The following is an 18,621-nucleotide window of genomic DNA, read 5'->3' on the forward strand; positions in this document are numbered from 1 at the left end:
TCTCTCCTTTTATAAGAAATAACGTTGAATGTCATTCCATGTCACTAAGACCATAACAATTAATACAAATACTGCACCAATCGCAATAATGGTAGTTTCTGCTTTTTTGTTTAATGGCTTTCTGAAAATCGCTTCATATATTACGAATAAGATACGTCCGCCATCAAGTGCTGGGACTGGTAATAAATTCATCAACCCTAAATTGACACTGAGCAATGCTGTCCAAGAAATTAAATTGATAATGCCTGTTTTAACAACAGAATCAACAGTATGGTAAATACCGACAGGACCATTTAACATATCAAATGAAAATTGACCTGTAAAAATGCTCGCAATCATACTTAAAATCGCAGTAAATATCAGTTTCCCAGCTACAATTGTTTGTTTTACACCTTCAGCAATAGGTTTAAATACTGTATGTTCAGTAGAAGCAGTATAGCCTAATAAATATTTTGTTTCTGAATGTGTTTTAGTTACTTTTTGTTCGTATTTTTTCGGTTTTACTTGTAAATTTTCTGTTTTGCCATCTCGTTCTACTTTAATTTGTGTCTTTTTGTCTTTAACCTGTGACATTGCTTGATCTATATCAGATTTACTATCGATAGATTTGTCATCAATTTTCACGATAGTGTCACCTGTTTTTAAGCCAGCGTGCGCTGCTGGACTATCTTGTGCAACTTTATCAACTGTATTTGTTGGTGTACCTTGATAATAAGCTAAGCCTATAAATAATACTAATGTAAGTAAGAAGTTAAATAAAGGACCCGCAAACAGTGTTAAGAATTTTTGATAAGGTTTCTTGTGTGTAAATTGTCGGTTTTTAGGAGCAATTTGAATTAAACTACCATTTTCAACAAAGTAAGCTTTGTCAGCAATATGATAATGATGTCTTTGCTGATCATAAGCAGTTACACCTTCTATATATAAATCCTCTTTAAAATCACATTGCTTAACTTCCATTGCTTCAATTTGTTGGAATTTGTGTTGATCATCTAAAATGATGTGTGTGATTTCATCTTTATTATTTAATTTTATCTTTACATGCATACCTGGTTGAACGGGCGGTTCTTCCAACCCGTCACCTGCCATTCTTACATATCCTCCAACTGGCAATAAACGAATGGTATATAAAGTTTCATTTTTTCTAAAACTGAAAATTTTTGGCCCCATTCCAATTGCAAATTCTGGGCACATAATGCCAGCTCTTTTTGCAAAAAACATATGACCGTATTCATGAACCGTTACAAGAACACCAAATACGATTATAAAAGAAATAATTGTCACTAGAAAACTCAAATTGATACACCTCATATTTTCCGTAAGATTGTTCCATTATTTTATATTATTATAATATACAAAAAATTTAATGCTTTTGATTATAAAATTATAACATAACACTACCGACTGATACACGTAACTTTATACAGTATAATAAATTTTCACGACTTACCTTTTAAAATATATGCGCTTCATTTTATAAACTTATGAAAAGGAGTTAAAAATTTAAATGTCTCATATGATCAAACATCAACATTTAAATTAATAACTCCTTTTATTTTTCAATTATACAATTTTAAAAGCAAATCATTTCTTTCAAAATCACTTAAATTAAGAATATATTTAATAACGGTAAAACAAACATAAAACTATCGAATCGGTCTAATATTCCGCCATGACCAGGTAAAATACGTCCAGAATCCTTCACACCAAAATGGCGTTTAAAACCTGACTCCACTAAATCTCCTAGCTGACCAAACATACTCAAAATAACTGTACATAATAGCAATAACCATATTGCTATGTTAAAGTCTATAAACATCACCATTATAAGTGGAACAATCAGACTACAAATAATACCACCTATAAATCCTTCAATTGTTTTATTAGGACTAATTACAGGCCATAATTTATGTTTGCCCATTAATCTACCAAAAATGTATGCACCAGTATCAGTAGACCACACAATTAAGAAAGCTAACAGTATGTAATGTAATCCCTCTGATCTTGTTTCATAAAGATACATAAAACCTATGCTTACGTAAGCTATAGACATTAAACAAAAAGCAGCATCCATAAAACTAAATCTATTTTTAGATAGCACAGTATAACTTAATAAAATAAAACTCATTGCTATCAAAGATTTTAATTGTAAATCATTTACCCATGTACCTGCTTCTTGCGGTATCATAATAATTAAAATTCCTAATGCACTTATAATTCCTGGGATGGATAAGAACTTTATCATATTCATATTTAACAATTCTTTGAGACCTATAAACGCTAATAAATATGAAAAAAGCATTAGTACAAGCCCACCCTTTAACAATACAGGTAGAAAAACAATAAGTGCTATTATTGCTGTTAAAGTTCTAACTTTCATACTATTCTCCTAACTATCTATAATCCCCCAAAACGTCTTTGACGAGATTGATAAATTTTAATACAGTTTATTAATTCTTCTTTGTCAAAATCTGGCCAAAATTTTTCATTGAATATAAATTCACTGTAAGATACTTGCCAGATAAGAAAGTTACTAATTCGTTGTTCACCTGAGGTTCTAATTAAAAGGTCTGGATCAGGATAATGGTGGGTCATTAAATGTTCGTTAATCAATTGTTCTGTAATATGTTCACTGGATAAGCCTTCTGAAGATAATTTTTCATAAATTGATTTTACACTATGGACAATTTCAGCACGTCCGCCATAGTTAATTGCAAAAATCAGTTTTAAACCTGTATTATCTTTGGTTTGGTCTTTTGCTTTATTTATAGCTTCAAGTGTTGCTGTTGGTAAATCATTTAAAAAACCAATGGTTTCTACTTTAACATTATTTTCTATTAATTCTGGTAAAAAGGTTTTTAAGAAATTAACTGGTAGGTTCATTATATAATTAACTTCATTTTTAGGTCTAGTCCAATTTTCAGTTGAAAATGCATACAACGTTAAATATTTAATACCTAAATCACTAGCTTCTTTAGTTATTTTTTTGATTGTTTGCATACCTTGGTAATGGCCTTTTATTCTAGGCAGCTTTCTTTGTTTAGCCCAGCGTCCATTGCCATCCATAATAATTGCTATATGATTAGGTACATTATGTAAATCCAAGTCAATGTTGGATTCGTTAGGCTGGTTTTTTTTCTTGTTTAGCTTTTTAAACATGGTATTTCCTCCGAGCGTTATCATCTCTGCTTTTTATATTAGCTTCTAAATGCAATTATCTATCATTTTATCATACTAGATAAGCGCAATGAATAAACAAATAAAAAAACTGTACCAAAGTCTGATTTGATACAGTTCAGATAAATTTATAATATGCTTTATTTTCAATATCAAACAACTAAAAGATAGATATTTACTCACAGAAATTCATATCATAATTACCATGTTTATACTGACATAATATCTTGTTCTTTTTCTTCTAATAATTTATCAATGTCATTTATAGAATCGTCAGTTATTTTTTGAACTTCATTTGTTTGAGTTCTTAGGTCATCTTCAGTGATGTCACCATTTTTCTCTTGTTTTTTAAGCTCGTCATTCGAATCACGACGCACATTTCTAACTGCAACTTTAGAATCTTCGCCAATTTTTTTAACTTCTTTTACAAGCTCTTTACGACGTTCTTCTGTTAATGCAGGTACACTTATACGGATTACTTCACCATCACTAGATGGATTCACACCTAAGTTTGCTGCATTAATTGCTTTTTCAACATTAGCCACTGATGATTTATCGTATGGTGAAATGACTAAAAGACGTGCTTCTGGCACACTGATACTAGCAAGTTGCTGTATAGGTGTTGGTGCTCCATAATAATCAACAGTAACACCATTTAAAAGGTTTGAATTTGCTCTACCAGCACTAATGTTGGCTAATTCTCTTGAAAGACTATCAATTGATTTTTTCATCTTTGTTTTCGTGTCATTAATTATGTCACTCATATTATACACCTCTAAATTATTTTGTAATTAATGTTCCTATTTTTTCACCCATCACAGCACGTTTAATATTTCCTTCTTCTGTAATAGAGAACACATTCAATGGAATATTGTTATCCATACAGAAAGAAGATGCTGTTGAGTCCATGACTTGTAATCCTTCTTGTAACATTTGAATATGCGTTAAATGTTCATATTTAACTGCATTTTCATCTTTTTTAGGATCTGCAGAGTAAACACCATCAACATTATTTTTGCCCATTAAGATAACATCTGCTTCTACTTCAGCAGCACGCAGAGCTGCAGTTGTGTCAGTTGAGAAGTATGGATTACCTATGCCAGCTGCAAATATCACAACTCGTTTTTTCTCTAAGTGTCTAATTGCACGACGACGAATATAAGGTTCTGCAACTTGTTTCATCTCTATAGAAGTTAACACACGTGTATCACACTCTAATTGTTCTAGACTATCTTGAAGTGCTAAAGCATTCATAACAGTAGCCAACATGCCCATATAATCAGCTGTGCCACGATCCATACCAAGGTCACTACCAGTTTTACCTCTCCAGATATTTCCTCCACCAACAATCACTGCAATCTCACAATCCATTTTTGCTACCTCAGCTACTTGTTGAGCAACACTTTTAATAATTATCGGATTAATCCCGAATCCATCTTCACCTGCTAGTGCTTCACCACTTAATTTTAAAACGACACGTTTATATTTAGAAGTTTGAGCCATTGTCTTATCCTCTCTATTGTGAAAATATGTATTTGATACAAGTAAAGAAGACACAGTAGAACTTCCAATATAAAAGTAAGTCTTTCATACGGAGCACAAAAAGGTGTCTTCTTTCTTGTTCAAACTATGAAAAATTATTTCATTTGTCCTTTTACTTCGTCAGCAAAGTTTTCTTCACGTTTTTCCATACCTTCGCCTACTTCATAACGTACGAAGTCAACTAGTTTTCCACCTTTTGATTTTAAGAAAGCTTCAACTGTTTGATCAGGATCTTTAACAAAGTTTTGGTCAACTGCACAAATTTCTTGTAAATATTTACGTAAACGACCTTCAACCATTTTCTCAACGATTTTTTCTGGTTTTCCTTCGTTTAAAGCTTGTTGTTTCAACACTTCTTTTTCATGAGCAATTTCATCTTCACTTACTTGTTCAGATGAAACATATTTAGGGTTAATCGCAGCAATATGCATAGCTACATCTTTAGCAGCATCGCTATCAGTAGTACCTTCAACAACTGTTAATACACCGATACGTCCACCCATGTGTAAATATGAACCAAATGCATCACTATCTGATTTTGTTCTAACTGCAAAACGACGGATACTTAATTTTTCACCGATTGTAGAGATTGCTTCTTTCATGCGTTGATCTACAGATTTACCGTCAGCTAATTCAGATTCTAATAAAGCTTCAACAGTATCTACTTTACTATCTAACACTTGGATAGCAATTTCTTTTACTAATTCTTGGAAACCTTCGTTACGTGCTACGAAGTCAGTTTCTGAATTAATTTCTACGATTGCTGCTTCATTTCCTCTTTCTTCTACATGTACTAGTCCTTCTGCAGCGATACGGTCAGCTTTTTTAGCTGCTTTTGCAATACCTTTTTCACGTAGGTAATCAATAGCTTTATCAATATCACCATCAGTTTCTGTCAACGCTTTTTTACAATCCATCATACCAGCGCCAGTTTTTTCACGTAATTCTTTTACAAGTTTAGCTGAAATTGCCATTTCATATTCCTCCATTATTTAATGAATTTTAATATATTTATTTTAAAAAAAGGTGATAAGCTTATATATCTTATCACCCATTTTACATTATTCTTAGTTTGATTCAACAGAAGTGTTTTCTTCAGTTGTTTCTGCTTCAGTAGCTTCTTCTTTTGATTCATTTAAATCAATGTTTTGTTCAGCTGCTACTTCTTCATTTGATACACCTTGTTGACCTTCTAAGATTGCATCTGCCATTTTACCAGTTAATAATTTAACGGCACGGATAGCATCATCGTTTGCAGGGATAACATAATCGATCTCATCTGGATCACAGTTAGTATCCACAATACCAACGATTGGGATGTGTAATTTACGTGCTTCAGCAATTGCGTTGCGCTCTTTACGAGGGTCAACTACAAATAATGCTTGAGGCATAGATTTCATATCACGAATTCCGCCTAAGAATTTAATTAAACGGTCATATTCTTTTCTAAGTTCTACTACTTCTTTTTTAGGTAATACTTCGAATAAGCCATCTTCTTCCATTTTTTCAATTTCAGAAATACGCTTGATACGTTTTGAAATTGTTTTATAGTTAGTTAAAATTCCACCTAACCATCTTTGGTTAACGTAGAATTGACCAGCACGTTCTGCTTCAGCTTTTACTGATTCTTGTGCTTGTTTTTTTGTACCAACAAATAAAACTTTTCCGCCATCTTCTGAAATTTGTTTGATAAAGTTGTACGCTTCTTCTACTTTCTTCACTGTTTTTTGTAAGTCGATAATGTAGATACCGTTTCTTTCAGTGAAGATGTATCTTTTCATTTTTGGGTTCCAACGGCGTGTTTGGTGACCGAAGTGAACACCTGCTTCTAGTAATTGTTTCATTGAAATTACTGCCATAAATAAAATCCTCCTATTGGTTTTTTACCTCCATAAAAAGCTCATATAAACACGATAATAAGTTATCGCACCCTTTATACTTCCGCTCTTTATGTGCGTATTGGCTTAATAGCCGTGAATAAATATATCATATTCATACATATAAAGCAATAGTTCAGCTTATAATTTCTCATTCATAATGGCATGCTCTCAAGTTGTATTTTTACAAATTCAGATAACACGATTCCACCCATGTATGAGATGCTTAATATGAAATGCTTAAGTTTAAAAATAACATTGTATTTATTTTTTACATATTTATCAAATCAACGCATTACGCATGGATCTACAAAATGATGTGAATAGTGTAAATACCAAATGCATGAATTAACTATTATACGTTTTATTTTATTCTATCTAATTCATCTAAGAATTTTTCTTTTTTAACTTTAATAAACGTACCTTTCATACCTAATGAACGTGATTCAATAACTCCTGCACTTTCTAATTTACGTAATGCATTAACAATCACAGAACGTGTAATACCAACTCTGTCAGCTACTTTAGACGCAATTAGCAAGCCTTCTTTACCACCTAGCTCTTCAAAAATATGTTCAATGGCTTCACTTTCTGAGTATGATAACGAATTGATTGCCATATTGATTGCAGCTTTATCTCTTGCTTCTTGTTCAACTTCATTATGTTTTTCACGCAGTATTTCCATACCAATAACTGTAGCCGCGTACTCACCTAAAACGAGGTCATTTTCAGAAAAATCGTCTTGTACACGCCCAAGTACTAACGTACCTAGTCTTTCTCCACCACCTAGTATTGGAAAAATAGTTGACTTACTATCTTTAAATACATCTTCATTTTCAGGTGGGAAGACAGAAAGAACACTTTCAATACCAATATTAGATTTCGTTTCTTTTACATCCATTAACTTGTCTGTATATTCTACAGGTATATGTCTATTTTCCAACATTTGAGTAATACGTTCATTTTTTAACAATTCATTTAAGCTTGATCCTAAAATTTTACCTTTTCTTGATACAATAAAAACATTTGTCACTGTTACACTGCTTATTGTTTGTGCGACGTCTTTAAAGTCTACAGCGATTCCTTTATGCTTTTGTAAAAGTGTATTTAATTCTCTTGTTTTTGATAATAAGCTCATATTACTTCTCCTTTTTGTTTATATTATAAAATAAATGCACTTAAATCTTTATTTGTTGAAATTGATTTCAACTTATCATCAACATATTGAGGTGTGATATCTACAACGGCATGTGGCATGCTCGGTGCTTCAAACGATAAATCTTCCAACATTTTTTCAAGTATTGTATGCAATCTACGTGCGCCAATATTATCTGTATCTTGATTAACTTGAAAAGCAATTTCTGCCAGACGTTTAATCGCTTCTTCAGTGAAATTAACTGTTACTTGTTCTGTTTGAAGTAGCGCTTCATACTGTTTAATTAATGATAATTTAGGTTCAGTTAAAATGCTTACAAAGTCTTCCACAGATAGGCTTTCTAATTCAACACGAATTGGGAAACGACCTTGTAATTCAGGTATTAAATCACTTGGTTTTGAAACATGAAAAGCTCCTGCGCCAATGAATAGCATATGTTCAGTATTAACAGTACCATATTTAGTTTGAACCATGCTACCTTCAAGTATAGGTAAAATATCTCTTTGAACACCTTGTCGTGAAACGTCTTGACCTGAATTTTGATTGTTCGTAGCCACTTTATCTATTTCATCTATAAAAATAATTCCCATTTGTTCAGCTAGCTCAATCGCTTCTTGGTTGGCAGTTTCTTGATCAATCAGTTCATCAGCATATTCATCTGTCAAAATATTCCGAGCTGTTTTGACCGGCACTTCTCTTTCTACTTTTTTCTTTGGCATAAGTTGGTTCATCATATCTTGCATTTGTTGATTTTGATTTGTTCCTAACATACCTAAGGCCCCTGGGTCTTGCTCGACTTTTAATCTCACTTTTTCTTCTTCAAGTTCACCATTTAATAATTGTTGTTTGATTTCAGAACGCTTTGTTTTGATTTCTTCTGTTGGTGTATCTTCTTCATCATCTTCATTATTTTGACCAAAATTAGGTATTGCTCCACCAAAAAGAGACTCTAAGGGGTTATTACTATTAGCGCTATTCGCTTTCTTCTTCATACTTGGTACTAATAGTTTAACTAATTTTTCGTTTGCTTTATTTCTCGCTTCATCTTTAACTAACGCTTTCTTTTGATCTTTAACTAGTCTAACAGCAATATCAACTAAGTCTCTAACCATACTCTCAACGTCACGACCAACGTAACCTACTTCTGTAAATTTCGTGGCTTCTACTTTAATAAAAGGTGCACCAACCACTTTAGCCATACGTCGCGCAATTTCCGTTTTCCCTACACCAGTTGGTCCAATCATTAAAATATTTTTAGGTGCAATTTCTTGTTTCTCTTCATCAGAAAGCAAGCTCCGTCTATATCTATTTCTTAATGCTACTGCTACCTTGCGTTTAGCGTCATCTTGACCGACTATATATTCGTTAAGTTTTGAAACGATATCTTTTGGCGTTAATTTAATACCATTCGACTCCATAAGATAAATACCTCCGTTACTATATTTTCTTCAAAAACTCGTCATTTATTTCATATATTTTTAGTTTTTGTTATTTCTACTTATTTTAAAATATGAATTTTTAAAGTTCTTCTACAACGATTTGGTCATTCGTGAATACGCAAATATCTGATGCAACTTTCAAACTTTCATAAGCCATTTCACGTGCGCTTAAATCAGTCGCATGACGTTTTAATGCTCTACCTGCACTTAGGGCATAGTTACCACCTGATCCAATTGCAATCAAATCATCATCTGGTGCAATCACTTCCCCTGTACCACTCACCACAAGGATGGAATCTTTATCCATAACAATAAGCATTGCTTCCAGTTGTCTTAGCTGTTTATCGCCTCTCCATTCTTGCGCTAATTCGACAGCGGCTCTTTCCAAATTACCACTAAACTGTTGTAATTTTGTCTCGAACTTTTCAAACAATGTAAATGCATCTGCCACACTACCTGCGAATCCAGCTAACACTTTATCATTATATAAGCGTCGAACTTTTCTAGCAGTTTTCTTCATAATCACTTGTTCTCCAAGTGTTACTTGACCATCACCAGCCATTGCCGAATGTCCATTATGTTGTACTGCGAAAATAGTTGTCGCATGAATAGATGTACTCATATATTAATTCTCCTTCTTTGCACGAGGATGTGCATTTAAATATACTTTTTTAAGCTGTTCATTCGTAACATGTGTATAACGACCTGTCGTCGATAAATTAACATGTCCTAATAACGATTGCACTGTTCTTAAGTCAGCGCCTTGATTTAACATATGTGTAGCAAACGTATGTCTTAATTTATGTGGATGTATATCTGTCACACCTGCAGTTCGTTTCACTACATCATTCAACACATAACGAACGCCACGCTCAGTGATAGGCGCACCGTTCATATTAACTAACAAATAATCGTGTTCGGTACTTTTTTTGGATCTAAATGCTTCTAAGTAATGTTCAATGCTCTGTTTACAAAATTCGCCGAAAGGGATAAACCTTTCTTTACCACCCTTACCTAAAACCTTAACACCTGGCAAATTCATGTCCAAATCTTGTTCTTTGATATTCACTAATTCTGAAACCCTAATCCCAGTTGCATATAAAAGTTCCAAAATAACACGATCTCTTAAACCTTTTTTTAAATCTTGCTCTACTGTTTTAAATAATGCTTCCATTTCTTCTTCATAAAAGAAATGCGGCAAATACTGTTCTTTTTTCGGATGAACTAATTGTATAAATGGATTTATAACACTTTCATCTTGTACCATCCAATACTCATAAAAACTTCTCAGCGTAGAAATTTTACGAGAAACCGATGTTCTTTTCAAGTTTTTTGAATATAAAAAGCTTAAGTAATTTCTTGCATCTTTATATTCAAAATTAGCTAAGCTTAAATGCTCTTGATTTAAAAAATCATTAAATTGTTCTAAATCATCATGATATGATTTTAATGTATGATCTGAAAAATGCCGTTCTACTTTAAGCATATATAAATAAGCTTGTTGGATTTCTTCCAATAAAAACCCCTCCATCGATATAAATTGTAGCATATCGATGGAGGGAACTGCGAAAAATAACTATTAAATTGAGAAAAACTTTTTTAATTTTCTGAATCACTTTTCATTCTATTAAAATCATAATGTTTCTTTAAAGTTGTCCAAATATGATAAAGCTCTATGAGCGAGTTGTTCATATCTTATTTTTTTATCTTTAATTTTTTCATCTAAAACTGGTAGCAAACCAAAATTAGCATTCATCGGCTGGAAGTTTTTTTCATTTTTTGCATGAGCAATATAATAAGCCATACTACCTAACATCGTTTCTCTAGGGAAAATAACCTTTCCTCTATTTTTAATTTTATGTGCTACGTTAATACCAGCAATCAAACCACTTGCCGCACTTTCTACATAACCTTCTACACCAGTCATTTGGCCAGCAAAGTGAAGTGTTTCTTTTCCTTTTAATTCATAAGTCTCCGTAAGTACATCAGGAGAATTAATAAATGTGTTTCTATGCATTACACCATATCTAACGATTTCAACATTTTCTAAACCCGGTATCAATCTAAGCACTTCTTTTTGTGCACCCCATTTTAGATGTGTTTGAAACCCTACTAAATTATACAAAGTACCAGCAGCATCGTCTTGACGTAATTGTACAACAGCATATGGTATTTCACCAGTCTTAGGGTCTTCCAAACCAACTGGTTTCATTGGACCAAACAATAATGTTTTACGTCCACGTGCTGCCATTACTTCAAATGGCATACAACCTTCGAAATATTTTTCTTTTTCGAATTCATTTACAGGTGCTACCTCTGCTGCTAATAAAGCATCATAAAATTTATTAAATTCTTCTTCGGTCATAGGACAATTTAAATAAGCCGCTTCACCTTTATCATAACGTGATTTTAAATAAACCTTATTCATGTCAATACTGTCTTTTTCAACAATCGGTGCTGCAGCATCATAAAAATATAGCTGATCTTCACCTGTTACATCAACAATTTCTTGTGCTAATTGATCTGTCGTTAGAGGACCAGTAGCAATAATGGTATATCCTTCAGGTATAGTATTAATTTCTTTATTCATTACAGTTACATTCGGGTGATTTTTCAACGTTTCAGTAATATAACCTGCAAAATCATGTCTATCTACAGCAAGCGCTCCACCAGCAGGTACACGTGCTCTATCTGCTGCGGTTATAACGAGAGAATCCATTCGGCGCATTTCTTCTTTCAATACACCCACGGCATTAGTTAGCGCATTGCCACGTAATGAATTGGAACATACTAATTCAGCAAACTTATCTGTATGATGTGCTGGAGTTTGTTTAACCGGCCTCATTTCAATTAAATTTACTTTTATGCCTCTTTGCGCTAATTGATAAGCGGCTTCTGAGCCAGCTAAACCAGCTCCTACAACATTGACAATTTGAGTCATATATTAATCCTCCTATACAAAAAAATAGCAACTACGATACTAATTTATAAGTTTAATAACATATCTCTACATTATAAATATGAATCGTAAGTTGCTAAATATTATTAAAAAAATGCTTTCTTTTCCTAATAATCAATTTATATATAATTGTTATTTTTGTTCTTCTTCTTTGTAATCACAGTTTGAGCAAATAACCTGGCTTTTACGTCCTTGTTTTTTCTCAACTAAATAGTGTTCACATTTTGGACAATCACGTCCGATTGGTTTATCCCAAGTCACAAAATCACATTCAGGATATTTAGAACAACCATAGAAGATACGATTTTTCTTAGACTTACGTTCAACGACATCGCCCTCTTTACATTTAGGACAAGTCACACCAATTGTTTTGACGATTGCTTTTGTATTTCTACAATCAGGGAAGTTTGAACATGCCATAAATTTACCATATCGACCCATTTTTATAACCATAGGTGCACCGCAAACTTCACAATCTTCCCCAGCAGGTTCGTCCTTAATTTCTACTTTTTCCATTTCTTCTTCTGCACGTTCAACATCTTGTTTAAAGCTATTATAGAAATCTGAAATCACTTTTTTCCATGCTATCTCACCTTCTGCAACTTTATCGAGTAATGTCTCCATATTAACTGTAAAGTCTACATCAATAATTTCAGGGAAGTATTCTTTAACTTGTTCATGAACAATTTCACCTAATTCGGTAGGAACAAAACGCTTACTCTCATTTTTAACGTAGTTCCTTTTTTGAATTGTATCAATTGTAGGTGCATAAGTTGATGGACGTCCTATTTTCATTTCTTCCAAGGTTTTTACTAATCTTGCTTCGGTATAACGTGGTGGAGGTTGTGTAAAATGTTGTGAAGGTTCAATATTTGTTGCTGTAACCATTTCACCTTCATTTATATTAGGTAATTTATTTTCTTTACCTTCATCTCCATCATCTTTTGTTTCTACATATAAAGTCATAAAACCTTTGAATTTGATTGTTTGTCCATTAGCTCTAAATTTCAAATCATTCTGCGTTAAATCTAATGCTACCGTATCTAAAATAGCTGGTGCCATTTGACTTGCAACAAAACGCTCCCAAATTAATTTATATAATCTATATTGATCCCTAGTTAAATAATTTTTCATTTCGCTAGGTGTACGCAAAGTACTAGATGGTCTAATAGCTTCGTGGGCATCTTGGTCTCCTTGACCTTTAGATTTACGATTTGAAGTATATTCATTACCATAAGTATCTTGAATATAACCTTTAGCTTCACTCTTGGCTTGTTCAGAAATTCTAGTAGAATCTGTACGCATATAAGTGATCAAACCAACTGTACCTTGTTTTTTCAAGTCGATACCTTCATATAATTGTTGAGCAAGCATCATTGTTTTACGCGCTTTGAAATTCAATTTTCTTGCAGCTTCTTGTTGTAGTGTTGAAGTCGTAAATGGATTTGCAGGATAACGCGTCTTCTCTTTTTTTGTTACTTTTGTAACTTCAAATTGATCTCCATCAAGCTGTGATGTAATCGTCTCAACTTCATTTTTATTAGTTAATTTGTATGGTTTGTTTTTATAATGTAAGAATTTAGCACTAAATTTTGATTTTTTATATCTAAATTCCCCTTCTATTTTCCAATACTCTTCTGGCTTGAAATTTCTGATTTCATTTTCACGATCTATGACTAATCTTAAAGCGACTGATTGTACGCGACCCGCAGAAAGTCCTTTTTTAACTTTCTTCCATAAAACAGGTGAAATATTATAACCTACTAAACGGTCTAAAATTCTTCTAGCCTGTTGTGCATCCACGAGTTCCATTTCTATACCTCTAGGATGTTTAAAACTTTGTTTTACTGCATCTTTTGTTATTTCATTAAATACTACTCTATTTTCAGTTGAGTCTTCTAAATTTAATATATTCGCTAAATGCCAAGCAATTGCCTCACCTTCACGATCGGGGTCACTTGCTAAGAATATATTTTTTGCTTTCTTAGCATGTTTTTTTAATTCCTTAACAACAGGACCCTTGCCGCGTATAGTAATATATTTGGGTTCATAGTCATTTTCTACATCTACGCCCATTTGGCTTCTTGGCAAATCTCTTACATGCCCCATAGATGCGATAACTTTATATTTTTTACCTAAATATTTTTCAATGGTTTTAGCTTTTGCAGGCGATTCAACTATGACTAAATTTTCTGCCAAAGTAGTTACCCCCTTGCATTTCTAATTACAAAGATAAATGATAAACGGTCTATTTTGTTTTTGTCAATGTTTTTAATTTTAAATTCATTTAAACAAAGATATATTTAGCTATAATTATTTGAAAAGACACCGATTATTCACATCTTTTTTACAAATCAAAAAGTATTCTCGTACAATTTTATTTATATCAATTTTAGTCAAAATCATCTACGATATCTTTCGGTGATATTACAATTTTTGCACCTTCTTGTGCACTCATTAGGTTACCCATTGTCATATCATTAAACATTGAACCTGGTAAAACATATACTTCTCTATTTTGTTCTAATGCGCAATTTGTTGTAATTGAAGTGCCACTTTTAATTGTAGATTCTGTTATCAATACACCTTTCGAAAGACCACTAATCAATCTATTTCTTTCTGGAAAATGGTGTTTAAGCGGTTTTTGATAAGGCAGATATTCACTGATGACTAATCCTGTTTGTTCTAACTGTTCCCTAAGTTTTTGCGTCGATTTTGGATAATGATTAAGGTGGCCAAAGGCTAACACTGCAATAGCTGACATATGATTTTCTATAGCGTATTGATGTGCTATTTGGTCTGCACCTTCTGCTAATCCAGAAACGATAGTTAAATTCTTCTTTTTAAATGAAGGAAAAAGAAATTTCAGAGCATCCCTTGTATAATCAGTAGCATGCCTAGAGCCAACAATTGCAAGGGTTTGATCACGTGCAGTTAACGCGATATCTCCTTTATAAAAAAGTATAAACGGGGGATCATGTATTTCACGAAGTAAATTTGGATAAGATGGATGATTAATTCCAATAAAATTAATATTCCATTTATATAATTGCATCAGTATAGCATCAATATGATAGTTAACAAAATCATGATATATTTGATATTTCTTTTGAGATTTAGTAGTTGATAAATATAGTTTTAATATTGTATGTTGTTCACGCTTAGTGTATGACAGAAAATTGCTTTTAAATTTAAGTAACCAATGTATTTGCTGTGTGGACAGTCCTGAGAAACGTAATTTTAAAAATAGATAATCTGGGTTCATATATCGTGCTCCTTTATAAAATCATTATAAAGTAAATCGATATAAAATCAGTTTACAAATTAAATTCATTCACACTACATTTGTAATCTATTTTTAAAAAGAAATTTAAATGAGTACAGTACATAATCTTCATATCATACAAAATTCATAGACTTAAAATAGCACAAACTCCGACATATTTTGGGAGTTTGTGCTCATTTTTAATACTATTTTATTGTTAATTTATACTATTTAACAGTAAGTAACTGTTCATAGATACCTGCTTCTTTTGCAGCATCAATTAACGTTGTACCAATTTCTGATGGTGTATCTGCAGTCTTCACACCACAACTATTTAATGTTTTGATTTTCTCATCTGCAGTACCTTTACCACCAGAAACAATTGCGCCAGCATGACCCATACGTTTTCCTGGAGGTGCTGTTTGACCACCAACGAAACCTACAACAGGTTTGTTCATATTAGCTTTAATCCACTCAGCAGCTTCTTCTTCTGCTGTACCGCCAATTTCACCAATCATAACAACTGCTTTCGTTTCATCATCTTCATTAAATTGTTTTAATACATCGATGAAGTTAGTACCGTTAACTGGGTCTCCTCCGATGCCTACTGCAGTAGTTTGACCAATGCCTTCTTCAGTCAACTGATGCACAGCTTCATAAGTCAATGTACCTGAACGTGAAACTACGCCCACATGACCTTTTTTGTGTATATAACCAGGCATGATACCAATCTTACATTCGTCTGCAGTAATAACACCTGGACAGTTTGGTCCAATAACACGTGTTTTCTTACCTTCTGAATAACGTTTCACTTTAACCATGTCGATAACTGGAATATGCTCTGTGATACATATAGCTAAATCTAACTCAGCTTCAATACATTCTAAAATAGCATCTGCTGCAAATGGAGCAGGTACATAGATTACTGAAACGGTTGCACCCGTTTCTTTTTTAGCTTCTTCAACAGTATTGAAAACTGGTACGCCTTCAACCACTTGACCACCTTTACCTGGAGTTACCCCTGCAACAATTTGCGTACCATATTCAAGCATTTGTTTTGTATGGAAAAGTGCAGTAGACCCTGTGATACCTTGTACAATTACTTTTGTATTTTTATCTATCATTACGCTCATCTTAGCGTTCCCATCCTTTCCTTACGCTTCTTTTACAAGTTTTACGATTTTTTGTGCGCCTTCTGCCATTGTTGCAGCCGGTTCAATAGCTAATCCTGATTCTTTCAGAATTTCTTTACCTCTTTCAACATTTGTACCTTCTAAACGTACAACTAACGGTAAAGTTAATTCAACTTCTTTAACTGCAGCAACAATACCTTCAGCAATAATGTCACATTTCATAATGCCACCAAAGATATTAACAAAGATACCTTTTACGTTTTCATCACCCAATATGATTTTAAACGCTTCAGTAACTTTTTCTTTCGTTGCGCCGCCCCCTACGTCAAGGAAGTTCGCCGGATTACCACCAAAGTGATTGATTGTATCCATTGTCGCCATTGCAAGACCAGCACCATTTACCATACAGCCAATGTCGCCATCTAATGCAATGTATGATAAATCATATTTAGAAGCTTCGATTTCTTTTGGATCTTCTTCTTCTAAATCGCGTAATTCTTGGATATCTTTATGTTTAAATAACGCATTGTCATCAAAGTTGAGTTTTGCATCTAATGCAAGTACTTGTCCATCACCTGTAGTTACAAGTGGGTTAATCTCTACAATTGAACAATCTTTTTCAATAAATACATTATAAAGTGATACTAAAAACTTAGCTGCTTTATTAATAGATTCTTTAGGAATATTAATATTGAAAGCAATTCTTCTTGCTTGATAAGGTGCTAATCCAACAACTGGATCAATTGTTTCTTTGAAGATTTTTTCAGGTGTTTCAGCAGCAACCTTTTCAATTTCAGTACCGCCTTCTTCTGATGCCATCAAAGTTACTCTATCAGTTGCGCGATCAATTACGAATCCAACATAATATTCTTTTTGAATATCGCAGCCTTCTTCTATGTAAAGGCGCTTAATCTCTTTACCTTCTGGTCCAGTTTGATGTGTTACTAATGTTTTTCCTAACAATTCTTTTGCATATGTTTCCACTTCAGATAGTGATTTTGCAATTTTAACACCGCCTGCATTACCTCTACCCCCGGCGTGAATTTGCGCTTTTACAACATATACATTTGAATCTAATTCTTTTGCCTTTTCAACTGCTTCTTCAACAGTAAATGCTACACGTCCTTCTGGGACAGCAACGCCCATTGAACGAAATATTGCTTTACCTTGATACTCGTGGATATTCATTCTCCATCCTCCTGTTTCTTAGGTTAAGTTCATATTTAATTATAGGAAATGAAAGCGCTATTGTAAACTGATTTAAACTACTTATTTCAATTCTTTTAATTTTTAGATTATTTATAAAGTGATTTAATTGGTTGAAATGTTTTTCTGTGGACATTTAAAATGCCGTGATTTTTAATTGCATCTAAGTGTTGCTGAGTCCCATAGCCAACGTTTTTTTCAAACCCATACTCTGGAAATTTTTGGGCAAGCTGAGTCATATACCTGTCTCTATTTTCTTTGGCTAAGACACTTGCTGCAGCAATAGATACACTTTTAGCATCGCCTTTCACAAGAGATGTTTGATCGATATCTGTTTCTAAAGTCATCGCATCAATGAGTAAATGTGTTGGCTGAACTGACAGCCCATTAATAGCACGTTTCATAGCTAATTTTGTCGCTTCATAAATATTGATTTCATCAATTTCCTCTACAGTAGCATAGCCGAATGCATAAGCATGTAATTCCTCTAATAACTGATGTTCTAATACTTTTCTTTTTTTGGCAGTAAGTTGTTTCGAATCATTAAGACCTGTAAAGTGATGATCATGATTTAATATCACCGCACAAGCGACAACTGGTCCTGCAAGTGGGCCTCTCCCCACTTCATCAATACCACAAATTATCGCACTTTCATCATTTGCTAATATTTGATTTTCATAAAATGTCATTGCTTGATATTGATTTATTAATTGTTGTTCTTTATCTAGTTGTTTTATTCTTGCTGCTATTGCTTTTTGAACTCCAATACGTTCATCCTTATAAAATGGTTGAAGTTGAATATCGCTTGTGTTGTGTAACGTTGCTAATTGGTCTTTAATTTCTTTTATCGTTTGTTTCATAAATTTA

At 33.1% G+C, this 18,621-nt stretch carries 17 protein-coding genes; all 17 read right to left on the minus strand.

Going from position 1 to position 18,621, the window contains the following annotated elements; genetic code table 11:
- Window positions 1-9 precede the first annotated feature (9 nt).
- The gene (rseP, locus tag KA926_RS03980) at window positions 10-1,296 is read right to left on the minus strand and encodes an RIP metalloprotease RseP (protein ID WP_192946722.1); all 1,287 of its coding nucleotides are present in this window, start codon (window positions 1,294-1,296) and stop codon (window positions 10-12) included.
- Between the two features lie 307 nt (window positions 1,297-1,603).
- A complete protein-coding gene (locus tag KA926_RS03985; protein ID WP_192946723.1) occupies window positions 1,604-2,380 on the minus strand; it encodes a phosphatidate cytidylyltransferase in 777 nt (258 codons plus the stop codon).
- A 17-nt stretch (window positions 2,381-2,397) separates the two neighbouring features.
- Window positions 2,398-3,159: an isoprenyl transferase gene (locus KA926_RS03990; protein ID WP_192946724.1), complete on the minus strand. Its 762-nt coding sequence runs from the start codon at window positions 3,157-3,159 to the stop codon at window positions 2,398-2,400.
- A 227-nt stretch (window positions 3,160-3,386) separates the two neighbouring features.
- Window positions 3,387-3,941: a ribosome recycling factor gene (gene frr / locus KA926_RS03995; RefSeq protein ID WP_107384729.1), complete on the minus strand. Its 555-nt coding sequence runs from the start codon at window positions 3,939-3,941 to the stop codon at window positions 3,387-3,389.
- Between the two features lie 16 nt (window positions 3,942-3,957).
- Window positions 3,958-4,680: a UMP kinase gene (pyrH, locus tag KA926_RS04000; protein WP_019468449.1), complete on the minus strand. Its 723-nt coding sequence runs from the start codon at window positions 4,678-4,680 to the stop codon at window positions 3,958-3,960.
- A gap of 134 nt (window positions 4,681-4,814) precedes the next feature.
- Window positions 4,815-5,693, minus strand: coding sequence for a translation elongation factor Ts (tsf, locus tag KA926_RS04005; RefSeq protein WP_107384728.1), 879 nt, complete (start codon window positions 5,691-5,693; stop codon window positions 4,815-4,817).
- A 93-nt stretch (window positions 5,694-5,786) separates the two neighbouring features.
- A complete protein-coding gene (gene rpsB, locus KA926_RS04010; RefSeq protein WP_040030607.1) occupies window positions 5,787-6,578 on the minus strand; it encodes a 30S ribosomal protein S2 in 792 nt (263 codons plus the stop codon).
- 382 nt (window positions 6,579-6,960) lie between these two features.
- Window positions 6,961-7,734 carry a GTP-sensing pleiotropic transcriptional regulator CodY gene (gene codY / locus KA926_RS04015; RefSeq protein WP_192946725.1) on the minus strand — a complete coding sequence of 258 codons (774 nt, stop codon included), beginning with the start codon at window positions 7,732-7,734 and terminating at the stop codon, window positions 6,961-6,963.
- A 23-nt stretch (window positions 7,735-7,757) separates the two neighbouring features.
- The gene (gene hslU / locus KA926_RS04020; protein ID WP_192946726.1) at window positions 7,758-9,170 is read right to left on the minus strand and encodes an ATP-dependent protease ATPase subunit HslU; all 1,413 of its coding nucleotides are present in this window, start codon (window positions 9,168-9,170) and stop codon (window positions 7,758-7,760) included.
- Between the two features lie 100 nt (window positions 9,171-9,270).
- Window positions 9,271-9,813, minus strand: coding sequence for an ATP-dependent protease subunit HslV (hslV, locus tag KA926_RS04025; RefSeq protein ID WP_107384725.1), 543 nt, complete (start codon window positions 9,811-9,813; stop codon window positions 9,271-9,273).
- A 3-nt stretch (window positions 9,814-9,816) separates the two neighbouring features.
- A complete protein-coding gene (xerC, locus tag KA926_RS04030) occupies window positions 9,817-10,707 on the minus strand; it encodes a tyrosine recombinase XerC (RefSeq protein WP_192946727.1) in 891 nt (296 codons plus the stop codon).
- Window positions 10,708-10,824: 117 nt separating this feature from the next.
- The gene (gene trmFO, locus KA926_RS04035) at window positions 10,825-12,132 is read right to left on the minus strand and encodes an FADH(2)-oxidizing methylenetetrahydrofolate--tRNA-(uracil(54)-C(5))-methyltransferase TrmFO (protein WP_192946728.1); all 1,308 of its coding nucleotides are present in this window, start codon (window positions 12,130-12,132) and stop codon (window positions 10,825-10,827) included.
- Window positions 12,133-12,282: 150 nt separating this feature from the next.
- Window positions 12,283-14,349 carry a type I DNA topoisomerase gene (gene topA, locus KA926_RS04040; protein WP_192946729.1) on the minus strand — a complete coding sequence of 689 codons (2,067 nt, stop codon included), beginning with the start codon at window positions 14,347-14,349 and terminating at the stop codon, window positions 12,283-12,285.
- Between the two features lie 193 nt (window positions 14,350-14,542).
- Entirely contained in the window at window positions 14,543-15,415 is an 873-nt protein-coding gene (gene dprA / locus KA926_RS04045; protein WP_210143638.1) for a DNA-processing protein DprA, read from the minus strand.
- Between the two features lie 227 nt (window positions 15,416-15,642).
- Window positions 15,643-16,548: a succinate--CoA ligase subunit alpha gene (gene sucD / locus KA926_RS04050; RefSeq protein ID WP_019468459.1), complete on the minus strand. Its 906-nt coding sequence runs from the start codon at window positions 16,546-16,548 to the stop codon at window positions 15,643-15,645.
- A gap of 21 nt (window positions 16,549-16,569) precedes the next feature.
- Window positions 16,570-17,736 (minus strand): ADP-forming succinate--CoA ligase subunit beta, encoded by a 1,167-nt coding sequence (sucC, locus tag KA926_RS04055; protein WP_019468460.1) that lies wholly within the window; start codon window positions 17,734-17,736, stop codon window positions 16,570-16,572.
- 107 nt (window positions 17,737-17,843) lie between these two features.
- The gene (locus tag KA926_RS04060) at window positions 17,844-18,614 is read right to left on the minus strand and encodes a ribonuclease HII (RefSeq protein ID WP_192946731.1); all 771 of its coding nucleotides are present in this window, start codon (window positions 18,612-18,614) and stop codon (window positions 17,844-17,846) included.
- Window positions 18,615-18,621: the final 7 nt, after the last annotated feature.

Origin of the sequence: Staphylococcus sp. GDY8P94P (genome assembly GCF_017892255.1) — a bacterium.
Taxonomy (GTDB): Bacteria; Bacillota; Bacilli; order Staphylococcales; family Staphylococcaceae; genus Staphylococcus; species Staphylococcus cohnii.

Bases quoted from the DNA above. Each gene is read 5' to 3' on its own strand.
- rpsB (WP_040030607.1), bottom strand. From the start codon at position 6,578: ATGGCAGTAATTTCAATGAAACAATTACTAGAAGCAGGTGTTCACTTC.
- sucD (WP_019468459.1), bottom strand. From the start codon at position 16,548: ATGAGCGTAATGATAGATAAAAATACAAAAGTAATTGTACAAGGTATC.
- sucC (WP_019468460.1), bottom strand. From the start codon at position 17,736: ATGAATATCCACGAGTATCAAGGTAAAGCAATATTTCGTTCAATGGGC.
- KA926_RS03990 (WP_192946724.1), bottom strand. From the start codon at position 3,159: ATGTTTAAAAAGCTAAACAAGAAAAAAAACCAGCCTAACGAATCCAAC.
- codY (WP_192946725.1), bottom strand. From the start codon at position 7,734: ATGAGCTTATTATCAAAAACAAGAGAATTAAATACACTTTTACAAAAG.
- KA926_RS03985 (WP_192946723.1), bottom strand. From the start codon at position 2,380: ATGAAAGTTAGAACTTTAACAGCAATAATAGCACTTATTGTTTTTCTA.
- tsf (WP_107384728.1), bottom strand. From the start codon at position 5,693: ATGGCAATTTCAGCTAAACTTGTAAAAGAATTACGTGAAAAAACTGGC.
- frr (WP_107384729.1), bottom strand. From the start codon at position 3,941: ATGAGTGACATAATTAATGACACGAAAACAAAGATGAAAAAATCAATT.
- dprA (WP_210143638.1), bottom strand. From the start codon at position 15,415: ATGAACCCAGATTATCTATTTTTAAAATTACGTTTCTCAGGACTGTCC.
- hslV (WP_107384725.1), bottom strand. From the start codon at position 9,813: ATGAGTACATCTATTCATGCGACAACTATTTTCGCAGTACAACATAAT.
- hslU (WP_192946726.1), bottom strand. From the start codon at position 9,170: ATGGAGTCGAATGGTATTAAATTAACGCCAAAAGATATCGTTTCAAAA.
- KA926_RS04060 (WP_192946731.1), bottom strand. From the start codon at position 18,614: ATGAAACAAACGATAAAAGAAATTAAAGACCAATTAGCAACGTTACAC.
- trmFO (WP_192946728.1), bottom strand. From the start codon at position 12,132: ATGACTCAAATTGTCAATGTTGTAGGAGCTGGTTTAGCTGGCTCAGAA.
- pyrH (WP_019468449.1), bottom strand. From the start codon at position 4,680: ATGGCTCAAACTTCTAAATATAAACGTGTCGTTTTAAAATTAAGTGGT.